Raw genomic sequence first — 10,400 nt, 5'->3', positions numbered from 1 at the left:
GATCTAAAAATGGAAGTTTATAAAGAAAAAAGGCACTATCAAAGATATGGACATAGCAGCCCAATGCATCTGCACCTGATGGACAACCAGGATCAATACTATTATGCAGAGATGAAAGATTACTCCCAAGGCGGCATGTTATTGTTGACGAATAAAAAACTTGTTGTCGGTCATCTTGTTTATCTTGAAATGAAAAATTATGATGACCATGCACCCGGTCCTGAAAAATACAAGAGTTATTTTGGCAGTGTCAAATGGTCAACGCCTTCTTCATCGTCTGATCTTGATACCAAAGGTTCCCATAAGTATGGGGTTGAATATAATGAACCTGCCTATTATGATTGATAGATTTTGATAGCATAGCCTTCTTTACTTCTTCTATTATCGTCGATGAATACTAATAATCATGGACAAACGATATTTAAAACAAAAAAAGTTTTCAACTAAACGCTGAAAACTTTTATTGTTAGTGGTGCGCCCGGCGAGATTCGAACTCACGACCCCCTGATTCGTAGTCAGATACTCTATCCAGCTGAGCTACGGGCGCGCAAACAATCTGGTTCTTATATCAAGATTTTTGCAATATTTCAAGATTTTGTTTTGGCGAATGGCATTTTGAATATAGAAAAGACCATCCCCCCCATCCCGATAGCAACTCCTGACCGAATTTTTCTAAAGGAAACCACCTGCATCCGTCCCCGACCTGAAACCATTTCACAACATCATTGTTTAATTTTCAAGCAAAACAATTTAATTAATTTGACCTTAAGAAAAAAGATTTATATAACTATAGCCTGAATTATGGATGATGAATATTATATGAACCTTGCCATTGGAGAGGCACAAAAAGCAGCAGACAGGGATGAAGTTCCTGTCGGTGCCGTCATTGTGGACAAGAATAAAGCGGTTATCGGATATGGTTACAATTGTCCCATATCATCAAATGACCCCACAAGCCATGCTGAGATCAATGCCATGCGCATGGCCTCCGGAGTGTCCAACAATTACAGGCTGGTTGACACGACTTTATATGTTACCATTGAGCCCTGCATCATGTGCATGGGGGCCATCATTCATGCCAGGATCAAACGACTTGTCTTTGGGGCAAGCGATCCGAAATGGGGGGCGGTAATATCATTATATGCCATGGCAGAGGATAAACGATTGAACCATCACCCTGAAATTGTATCAGGGATATGTGAAGAAAAAACAAAACAGCTCATTAAAGGTTTTTTTTTGAATAAAAGGAGTAATTAGTGGGAAATACAGTAATTGTCGGAACACAATGGGGAGATGAAGGAAAAGGCAAGATTGTTGACTTGTTAAGCGAACATGCAGATTATGTCATCCGGTTTCAGGGGGGCAACAATGCCGGACACACAATGGTTGTCAAGGGGAAAGAAATTATCAGCCATCTCATCCCTTCCGGGATTATCCAACAGAAAAAATGTTTTATCGGCAATGGTGTTGTCGTTGATCCCTTTGTTTTATTGGAAGAAATCGATTATCTGACATCCAATAATATCGATGTGTCACCGGATATGCTTAAAATCAGTAACCGGGCCCATATCATCATGCCCTATCATCGACTGATCGACAGTGCCAGGGAAACCAGGAAGGGGGATCGGAAGATCGGGACAACCGGCAGGGGCATCGGTCCCTGTTATGAAGACAAGGCAACCCGGAGGGGCATCCGGTTTTGTGACCTCCTTGATTTTGAATTTTTTAAAGAAAAAGTAACCGCTATTCTTGAAGAAAAAAACTTTTATCTGAAGCACTATTTTAAAACGGAAACCATGGACCCGGAAACGGTAATTGACCAGTTTCAAAAAATAAAAGACCGGTTGATTCCTTATATTGCAGATGTGTCGGTCATATTGAGTGACGGAATAGCCCATAACAAAACACTGCTGTTTGAGGGTGCTCAGGGTACCCACCTTGATATTGAACATGGAACCTATCCGTTTGTAACCTCATCTTCCGTTGTGTCTGGAAATGCCGCCAATGGGTCCGGTGTCGGCCCTGCAAATCTCAATGAAATCATCGGGATTGTAAAAGCGTATACAACCCGCGTCGGTGAAGGCCCCTTCCCCACGGAACTATTTGATGACATTGGAGAAAAAATCCAGAAAACCGGTTCAGAATTCGGTGCCACCACCGGCAGGAAAAGACGCTGTGGTTGGTTGGATATGGTTGTTCTTGAAAACGCGGCCCGGTTAAACAGCCTGACCGGCCTTGCCATTACCAAACTGGATGTTCTGGATGATCTGGATGAGATTAAAATTTGTACCGGCTATGACCATAGTGGAACCATTATCAAACATTTTCCAGCTGACATTAAAATTTTACAGGAATGTACCCCTGTATATGAGAGCCATCCAGGTTGGAAACACGACATTTCAGGCATTACACAATTTGATGACCTGCCGGAAAATGCAAAGAAGTACCTTGCTAGGATTGAAGAACTGTCTCATGTCAAAATTAAAATTATTTCCGTAGGACCGGGAAGAGAAGCAACAATATTAAAAGAAAGCATTTTCAATTAGACTTTTTTGTTTTTTTTGTGTATAACCTTTTTCTGCAGTCGGGATGTGGCTCAGTCTGGTAGAGCACAGCGTTCGGGACGCTGGGGTCGGAGGTTCAAATCCTCTCATCCCGACCAGCTTTTAAAGTTTTTTGATCAACAAATTCTGGTATATTATATACCAAACCTTACCACCCGAATCTCCATTTAATCATTTACCGGGAAAAAATTCTTTTCACCTATTCTTTCGCCAGACAAACTCCCCCCTTACCACGATAAAACCTTGACAAATTTCTGTTTTCCTAACATTTATAAGGAATTCACTTTTTGAATTCATTCATACTTACTAAAAGGGGTACAGCAGTTAAACCCTGTTTATTTGAATCGAGGAGCAAAAAAATTGATATCCTTTCTTGAAAAAATTGTCCGGATAATCGACGGTCTGAGCGACAAAATCGGACATCTCGTCGGGTGGATGACAACCTTAATGGTCCTGGTCGTATTTTACGACACGGTAATGAGATATGCTTTTAATAAGGGAAATGTTGCCCTTCAGGAATTAGAATGGCATCTTTTTGCCATTGTCTTCTTGATAGGCGCTGCCTATACCCTGAAAGAGGGGGGACATGTCCGTGTGGACATCCTCTATGTCAACCTATCGAAAAAAACCAGGGCATGGATTGATTTTTTAGGTGTATTTCTTTTTCTTATTCCTTTTTCCGTGGCCATCATTCTCGCCACCAAGGGATTTATCTTGAATTCCTGGGCAGTCCGGGAAGTCTCACCCGATCCTGGAGGCCTGCCGGCACGGTATATTTTAAAAACAATGATTCCGTTAGGGTTTTCCCTTCTCATTGTGCAGGGATTGTCTGAAGCCGCTAAAAATCTTATGGTCATCATGGGATATACCCCTAAGGGCAGACTTAACCTAAAGGGCACACGTAACCTGAAGGTCACAAGCAAACGACAGGGGGATAAATCATAATGGAATTTATCACTGAGTTTTTGCCCCTGATTATGTTTGCCGTTGTTTTTGCATTATTGCTTTTAGGTTTCCCCGTTGCCTTTACCATCGGAGGTGTTTCCTTGGTGTTCGGTCTATATGGGTTTGGCCCGGGGTTCTTTAACCTCTTGCCGTTAAGAATCTGGGGGACCATGACCAGCTTCTCCCTTATGGCGGTGCCGCTATTTATTTACATGGGGGTCATGCTGGAAAAGTCAGGCCTTGCTGAAGAATTACTGGAAGCCATGGCCCTTGTTTTCGGCAGGATCAAAGGAGGTCTTGCTGTTTCCGTTATTTTTGTCGGAGCACTCATGGGGGCTTCCACCGGTATTGTCGGGGCTACCGTTGTGACCATGGGGCTGCTTTCCGTGCCCACCATGCTCCGGAATCGCTACAGTAAAAGCCTGACCACGGGAACGGTTGCTGCCTCGGGGACATTGGGACAGATCATACCGCCCAGCATTGTCCTTGTTCTGCTGGGAGAAATCATGAATGTTTCGGTTGGTGATCTGTTTATCGCTGCCATTATCCCCGGATTAATCCTTGTGGCATTGTATATGACCTATATATTGATCATCGCCCAGATAAAACCGGAATGGGCACCTCCCATTGATCAAGAAATCCTTGATCAGATGACACGAAAAGAACTTTTGGGAAAAGTCTTTAAGGCACTTATCCCACCCCTGGCCCTTATGATCGCTGTCCTGGGGTCTATTTTTGCCGGCATCGCTTCCCCCACAGAAGCGGCCTCCGTCGGTGCCATCGGTGCAACCCTTTTGACGGCCATGCACAAGCGATTCAATTATAAAATTGTAAAAGATGTCATGAATACGACCACCAAACTGACCTGTATGGTCTTTATCATCCTGGTGGGGGCTTCCACCCTGGGACTTGTTTTCAGGGGCCTGGGAGGGGATGCGCTGGTCAGAGGACTGATCTTAGGTCTCCCTTTTGGAAAGTGGGGAATTCTCTTTATTGTCATGTCCATTATCTTTATTGCCGGGTTTTTCCTGGATTTTATTGAAATTACCTTTATCCATGTCCCGGTTCTGGCACCGATCATGATTCACCTGGGGGTGGATCCCCTGTGGCTGGCAATCCTGATCGCCGTCAACCTTCAAACCTCTTTTCTGACACCCCCTTTCGGGTTTTCACTCTTTTATCTGAAAGGGGTCACCCCGCCGGAAATAAAAACCATGGATATTTACAAGGGGATCATTCCGTTTGTGATTATTCAGATTATCGGACTTTTAATTATCTGCCTGGTGCCCGAGTCAGTGACCTGGTTGCCCAGCACTCTTTGATAAAATAGTGCCTGAACGGAAACCCGTGTTTGGACGAAAAGTTGCTCATATGCAAGGCGCAAGAAACTCTGAAACCGGAATGTACTACTGTACAGAGGATTTCAGAGTTATGCAGCAACGCAGCAGATGGGTAAGTTTTCGTCCAAACACAAAATAGCTTTCTCATCTATATCAAAAGACCCAAAAGGGCTGGAAAATTTTTCCAGCCCTTTTGGGTGCTAACCGCTTATCTTGGACGGGGTCAGACTTTTTTTAACGTGCCACAAGGAAAGCCTGACCCCATTTAAAAATAGCCACCTCCAAAAGTTGGGTTAAAGATTTTTCAACTGCTGGTAGGGCTCTTCTGTCAGTTTATTCCATGCATGAATATTTTTCTGGAATGCCAGAAAGGCCTCATACACCTTTTTGCTGTCCGGATCAGAAGCTGCCAGTTCTTCCAGCACCTCGGTGGACAATTTTCTAAGCTCTTTGACAACGGGTTTCGGGAATTCCTTGAGCTGGACCTTATGGACATCTATCAGTTCCCTTAAGGCGGCATTATTTTTGGCTTCAAACTCAGACAACATCCATATATTACTCTTGTAAGTGGCTGCACTGACAATGGCCTTAAGGTCGTCCGGTAACGAATTCCATGCATCCAGGTTCACCATTAATTCAAATGCAGTGCCAAATTCATGCCACCCCGGATAATAATAATATTTTGCGGCTTTATAAAAGCCCAGTTTCAAATCATGAAAAGGACCGACCCATTCGGTTGCATCAATGACCCCCCTCTCAAGGTTGGTATAGATATCTCCGCCAGCCATGAGAATGGCACTGCCCCCTGCTTTTGCAAGGACTTTACCGCCCAGACCCGGTATCCTCATTTTAAGACCTTTAAAGTCATCCATGGAGTTGATCTCTTTATTGAACCAACCACCCATCTGAACACCGGTGTTACCGGCGAGAAACGGTTTCATGTTAAATTTTGCATAGAGTTCTTCCCACAGTTTCATTCCACCGCCTGATAAGATCCATGCATTAATGGACTGGGCGTTGAATCCAAACGGCACTGCAGCAAAAAACTGGGCTGCCGGACATTTTCCTGCCCAGTAATACGAAGCGGCATGCCCCATTTCAACAGTCCCCTGGCTGACGGCATCGAACGTGCCCAAGGGTGGCACCAGCTCACCCCCGCCATACACAGAAATTTTAAGTCTCCCGGCACTCATTTCATCTACCCATTGGGCAATTTTATCTGCGCTCTCACCCAGCATGGGGAAATGCGGCGGCCAGGTGGTCACCATTTTCCATCTATAGGTCTTTTCTTTGGCCATTGCAGGAACTGCACTGGAAGCGATTCCTGCACCAATGGCAGCAGCACCCATTCCAACTTTTTTAATGAATTTTCGCCTGTCGTTGTTTTCCATGCAACATCTCCTTTTAGTGATTATTAACTTTACAATTCCCCTTAGGGTGTTAACCATAACCGTTTTGGAGCAAACACGAACAAATTTACTACGTTATCGCTAAAATGAATATCGTTGATTTACTAAATCTCGTTTTATGCTCAAATCAAGCGCCAAGTCAAGGAATAATAATCAAAGATGTTTTATCGTTCGCCTGAAAGATGAGAGGATCAACCCAGACAGAATCAGCCATCCTCCAACAAAATGGTAAAAGAAAAGACGTTCGTTTAAAAACACATAGGCAATAATCGACGTATAAACGGGCAACAGATACATGAAGATGGATGCAACGGACGGCCCTGCTGTCTTTACGCCATAATTCCAGAAGATATAGGAAAGGATTGAAGGAAATATTCCCAGATACAAAAAGGTTGACACATTGGCAGGATTGATCTCAATCCCCCCAAAAACTGAAAATTCCCACAAATAGAAGGGTAAAATGCAACCCATACCAAAACAGATCAAAACGATTAGAAAAGAAATAGGCGAAATATCAATCTCCCTTTTTTTCAACAAAACAGAATAGAGTGCCCAGGAGGTAATGGAAAAAACAATCAGCAGATCTCCGGAATTAAAGGACAGACTGAGCAAAACCTGCCATGATCCTTTGGCGATGATCATCACCATTCCCAAAAGAGAAATCGTCACGCCCAGTACCTGTAAAAGATAAGGGTCTTCTCTGTTGATGATCCAGGAAAAAAGCAGGGTCATAACCGGCATTGTGGACACTACCAGAGAAATATTGGTGGCAGTGGTATACTGGGCACCGAAATAGACAACAGAATTATAAACCGCGACACTGGGAACCGCTAAAATAAATAAAAATCCCAGGTGTTGTTGAATCAATGGCCACTCTTTTTTTAGCCGGGGAACCGCAAAGGGCAAGAGGATGACAAAGGCCACAAGCCATCTGTAAAAGGAAAGCGTCATGGGTTTTATCTGAAACATGACCGCTTTTGCAATAACGGTATTGATGGACCAGAAAAAAACAGCCAGGGCAAGGCCTGCATATGCCAGAACCAGCTGTGAAGGGTTCACCTGTTTTTTTCCCATGGTTTCTTACCCGGTTATCTAAGGATATAGTCCTTAACGTCTCTTTCTTCTTCTAACGATCTTTTTCTTCTTTTTCAGTACGGATCCGGTGACTGGCTGGGCCGCCATATTCTGTTTTGGATCAAACAGGTTCCCCTGGGTATAGGAACAGGACGCCCGGGGACATTTCAGACCTTTTTCACCAGTGGGCGTCAGTGTTTCTGTTAAAAACAAGTTTTTGCACAGCGGGCACTCAAACAGATAGGGTTTATCCCAGGAGACAAACCGGCACTCCGGCTGGGTGCATGAAAAGAATTCTTTTCCTTTTTCTGTCATTTTTAAAACAATTTCCCCGTCTTTGCACAGGGGACAAGACAGGGGGCGGGGGATTTCAAAGGCCACACCCGGGGACGCGACATCCGCGTCTGTTTGAGGCCCTTTTTTTATATCCTGTTCCGGGATCTGTTTTTGTCCGGCTGCTTTTCTGTGGTGCTGCGGTTGCGCTTCCTGTTCTTTCAGTCTCGCTTCAAAAGCCTTTAGCCGGGCTTCTTTTTCAAGCATTATTGCTTTGATTTCAGCGGTCTGTTCAGCGGCTTTCCGTGCTGCTTCCCGGGCTGCCAACAGCTGTTTTTCCCTCAGCGCCAGTTCTTGCAGTTGTCTTGCTGTTTCTTTTGCCGCAGCTTCTGCTGCCTGCTTTTTTTCTTCTGCCTGGGCCCGCTCCAGGGCAAGTTCTGCTGCGGCTTTTTGTTGCGCTTTCGCTATTTTTCTGGCTGCCTCAGCTTGTTTAGCTGCCTCAGCTTGTTTAGCTTCCTCAGCTTGTTTAACCTCCTCGGCTTGTTTCGCTTCCAGGGCTTTTCTGGCTTCTGCCTGCTGATCGTCTATCGTTTCTTTTGAGGATCCTTTGTCAAATAAATTTTTTATAATTAATTGACCGGGAGAATCAATTGACTGTTTTTTTCTTTTTTTGATAATTTTGGCCAGGCGATCCAGATTGTCTTTCTTTAATTCCCGGGGAGTTTCCTCAGCCAGACTTGGGATTAAAACACTGCCTGAAACCAATTCAGGAGATTTTTTTTCAGTGTGGTCCCGAGAAAGCGATCCGCCACGGCTTTTCAGGGTGTCCTTAAAGCTCTGCAGTGCCAGGGCCAGGCTTTTTCTTCCCGAACTCACCTCTTCCATCATCTGAAGTGCAAAGGCAACCAGGTTTATTCCCGGCATACCCGGAAACCTGCTGTCAAGAAACGCCGCCATCTCAAAGGCCGGTTTTTCAGATATAAATTCCCCGTTTGCATTTGTACCGATATATCCCCTGTTTAAAACTGACATCACCGTCTTGTCCAGGGCCGCATCATTTTCAAGCCCGATATCGATCAATTCCTTTACAAAGGATGCTCGTGTATATCTTTTCGGTGGGGAATCCAACGCCTGGAGAATGTCCCTTTCTTTTTCAACAATAAGGGTTATGCAGCAGATCCCTGGCAAATCCAAGAGCGACATGAAACGGCTTGAATCCATGTCAGGCGTTGCCGTTATTTCCCGGGCCAGCATTTCTTCCAATTGCGCCCTTACAACGGCTGGAGAAAATCCATTAACGGGTTTAGCCTCCCCCGCCATTAGTGATCGTCCTGATTTATTTCAGAAATCATATCTGCTATATTCAAGGCCATTTGAGCCACCTTATCATCTTGTTTTGGATTTATTGGCGGCACTGAATGGTCTCCTTCAAAATCATCCCCCAGGGTTGACATCTTCAAACACTCACCGTTCCTGTTAAAAATCACAGTTAAAGGGACCTTAATCTCAAAATCAAATTTATAGGCAATATGATTCTCATACACCACCAGATCGCCCTCTTTGTAATCTATCTCCTCTTGAAGACTGAAACAATGCTTTTCAAGCAGCAGTTTTTCAATGGCATCCCAGTCTATTTCTGCGTTTATTGCGTCAATAAAGTCTTTTTCATGTTCCTGAAGGGTCTCTGGCTTTGTAAGTTTCATAAAACACCTCTTTTATTGAAAAAAAAATGGAGTTCCTTTGCAAACCGTAAATAGGCTTCTGCTGCCGGGCTCTTTATATTCTGCAATGCAGCGGGAATTTTCAAATCAATGGATCGCTGAATGGTCTCATCCCTGGGAATAAAGGTATCATACACCATTTGTTTGATATCCGGCAGGTTTTGATTTTCCATAAAGGACAAGATTTCTTCTTTTGTATCACACCGGTTGAAAAGAAGTCCGGCGATTTTCAAAGGGACATTGTGCGTTGTCCGGATATATTTTACCATTCTGAGCAGGGCATGAAAATCTTGCCTTGAGTTGTCATGAACAGACATGCAGACCAGCAGCCAGTCAGCAGCCGTCATGGCGGCAACGCTTAAAAAGCCATAGGAAGACGGTGCATCAATAATAATATACTCATACACATCTTCAACATCTTTCAGGAAAAGACGTAGCATTTTTTCATTTTCAGTGGTTTTGGCTAATTTCAAGGCGACTTGAAACAAATCAAATCCTGCCGGCAGGACATCCAGGTATTTGAATTCTGTTTTTATTGCAGCATCTTTAAATGTTGCTTTCCCGGACAACACCCGGGCAATGTCAGCAGTATAATCCAACGCCTTGATACCACACCATTGTGTGGCGCTTGCCTGGGGGTCACAATCAATTAACAGCGTGGATTTTTCAATTAAAGCAAATGAGGTGGCCAGGTTTACTGCTGTAACGCTTTTACCGGTCCCCCCCTTCTGACCTGCTATTGTCATTATTTTAGTCATAACCTTATCTCCTTAGCACAATTGACAAAAATTTCAATCTTATCATTTAAATAGCGGGTGTTGCCAAAATCTCTCTACTTTTCAATTAAAAGAATGATAATGAAATCTTCAGAGCACGTTGAAATATTCCGGCGAATATATCATAATACGGCGTAATATCAAATAGTAAACAGGAGATTGACGTCATTGGCAAACATATCCATCTCACTTGAAGGCATAGACCCGCCGATACCTACACTTCTCTACCCGTCAGAAGCGGTAAAGCAATATACGATACAAGCCATGCCTACGGTTCACCCCTCCTTGCGGTTAATTG

At 44.0% G+C, this 10,400-nt stretch carries 10 protein-coding genes and 2 tRNA genes; 6 read left to right on the top strand and 6 right to left on the bottom strand.

Annotation, left to right across the window (positions count from 1 at the left end):
* Positions 1–9 precede the first annotated feature (9 nt).
* Entirely contained in the window at positions 10–345 is a 336-nt protein-coding gene (locus tag Q1Q15_RS17975) for a PilZ domain-containing protein (protein ID WP_300463056.1), read from the top strand.
* A 125-nt stretch (positions 346–470) separates the two neighbouring features.
* Here Q1Q15_RS17975 and Q1Q15_RS17970 read toward each other — a convergent pair.
* Positions 471–547 (bottom strand) — tRNA-Arg (locus tag Q1Q15_RS17970).
* Positions 548–801: 254 nt separating this feature from the next.
* Between Q1Q15_RS17970 and tadA the strand changes: the two genes are divergently transcribed.
* The 5 genes from tadA to Q1Q15_RS17945 all read left to right on the top strand — a co-directional run bounded on the left by tadA (position 802) and on the right by Q1Q15_RS17945 (position 4,831).
* The gene (gene tadA, locus Q1Q15_RS17965) at positions 802–1,257 is read left to right on the top strand and encodes a tRNA adenosine(34) deaminase TadA (protein ID WP_300463055.1); all 456 of its coding nucleotides are present in this window, start codon (positions 802–804) and stop codon (positions 1,255–1,257) included.
* Positions 1,257–2,546, top strand: a complete 1,290-nt coding sequence (locus tag Q1Q15_RS17960; protein WP_300463052.1) for an adenylosuccinate synthase — start codon at positions 1,257–1,259, stop codon at positions 2,544–2,546. Before tadA ends, Q1Q15_RS17960 begins: the two co-directional genes overlap by 1 nt.
* A 39-nt stretch (positions 2,547–2,585) precedes the next feature.
* Positions 2,586–2,662: transfer RNA gene (locus Q1Q15_RS17955), tRNA-Pro, on the top strand.
* A 262-nt stretch (positions 2,663–2,924) separates the two neighbouring features.
* A complete protein-coding gene (locus tag Q1Q15_RS17950; RefSeq protein ID WP_300463049.1) occupies positions 2,925–3,509 on the top strand; it encodes a TRAP transporter small permease subunit in 585 nt (194 codons plus the stop codon).
* Positions 3,509–4,831, top strand: a complete 1,323-nt coding sequence (locus Q1Q15_RS17945) for a TRAP transporter large permease subunit (RefSeq protein WP_300463047.1) — start codon at positions 3,509–3,511, stop codon at positions 4,829–4,831. Before Q1Q15_RS17950 ends, Q1Q15_RS17945 begins: the two co-directional genes overlap by 1 nt.
* Before the next feature lie 311 nt (positions 4,832–5,142).
* Here the strand turns inward: Q1Q15_RS17945 and dctP are convergent, their stop codons facing one another.
* From dctP to Q1Q15_RS17920, 5 genes are all read right to left on the bottom strand, one after another.
* Positions 5,143–6,240, bottom strand: a complete 1,098-nt coding sequence (gene dctP, locus Q1Q15_RS17940) for a TRAP transporter substrate-binding protein DctP (RefSeq protein WP_300463044.1) — start codon at positions 6,238–6,240, stop codon at positions 5,143–5,145.
* Positions 6,241–6,411: 171 nt separating this feature from the next.
* Entirely contained in the window at positions 6,412–7,332 is a 921-nt protein-coding gene (locus Q1Q15_RS17935; RefSeq protein WP_300463042.1) for an EamA family transporter, read from the bottom strand.
* A 33-nt stretch (positions 7,333–7,365) separates the two neighbouring features.
* Positions 7,366–8,925 (bottom strand): topoisomerase DNA-binding C4 zinc finger domain-containing protein, encoded by a 1,560-nt coding sequence (locus Q1Q15_RS17930; protein WP_300463039.1) that lies wholly within the window; start codon positions 8,923–8,925, stop codon positions 7,366–7,368.
* Entirely contained in the window at positions 8,925–9,308 is a 384-nt protein-coding gene (locus tag Q1Q15_RS17925; protein WP_300463036.1) for a hypothetical protein, read from the bottom strand. The genes Q1Q15_RS17930 and Q1Q15_RS17925 overlap by 1 nt, the downstream gene beginning before the upstream one ends.
* Complete coding sequence (locus tag Q1Q15_RS17920; RefSeq protein ID WP_300463033.1) at positions 9,305–10,084, bottom strand: ParA family protein; 780 nt, start codon at positions 10,082–10,084, stop codon at positions 9,305–9,307. Before Q1Q15_RS17920 ends, Q1Q15_RS17925 begins: the two co-directional genes overlap by 4 nt.
* Positions 10,085–10,400: the final 316 nt, after the last annotated feature.

It is taken from the genome of Desulfobacula sp., from assembly GCF_030145145.1.
In the GTDB taxonomy this organism is placed as follows: domain Bacteria; phylum Desulfobacterota; class Desulfobacteria; order Desulfobacterales; family Desulfobacteraceae; genus Desulfobacula.
The sequence above is the reverse complement of the archived record's forward strand: the minus strand, read 5'-3'. Positions and strand labels throughout refer to the sequence as shown.

What these genes read in the sequence shown, in the direction of transcription:
- Q1Q15_RS17975 (WP_300463056.1), top strand. Translation starts at nt 10, where the DNA reads ATGGAAGTTTATAAAGAAAAAAGGCACTATCAAAGATATGGACATAGC.
- tadA (WP_300463055.1), top strand. Translation starts at nt 802, where the DNA reads ATGGATGATGAATATTATATGAACCTTGCCATTGGAGAGGCACAAAAA.
- Q1Q15_RS17945 (WP_300463047.1), top strand. Translation starts at nt 3,509, where the DNA reads ATGGAATTTATCACTGAGTTTTTGCCCCTGATTATGTTTGCCGTTGTT.
- dctP (WP_300463044.1), bottom strand. Translation starts at nt 6,240, where the DNA reads ATGGAAAACAACGACAGGCGAAAATTCATTAAAAAAGTTGGAATGGGT.
- Q1Q15_RS17935 (WP_300463042.1), bottom strand. Translation starts at nt 7,332, where the DNA reads ATGGGAAAAAAACAGGTGAACCCTTCACAGCTGGTTCTGGCATATGCA.
- Q1Q15_RS17930 (WP_300463039.1), bottom strand. Translation starts at nt 8,925, where the DNA reads ATGGCGGGGGAGGCTAAACCCGTTAATGGATTTTCTCCAGCCGTTGTA.
- Q1Q15_RS17925 (WP_300463036.1), bottom strand. Translation starts at nt 9,308, where the DNA reads ATGAAACTTACAAAGCCAGAGACCCTTCAGGAACATGAAAAAGACTTT.
- Q1Q15_RS17920 (WP_300463033.1), bottom strand. Translation starts at nt 10,084, where the DNA reads ATGACTAAAATAATGACAATAGCAGGTCAGAAGGGGGGGACCGGTAAA.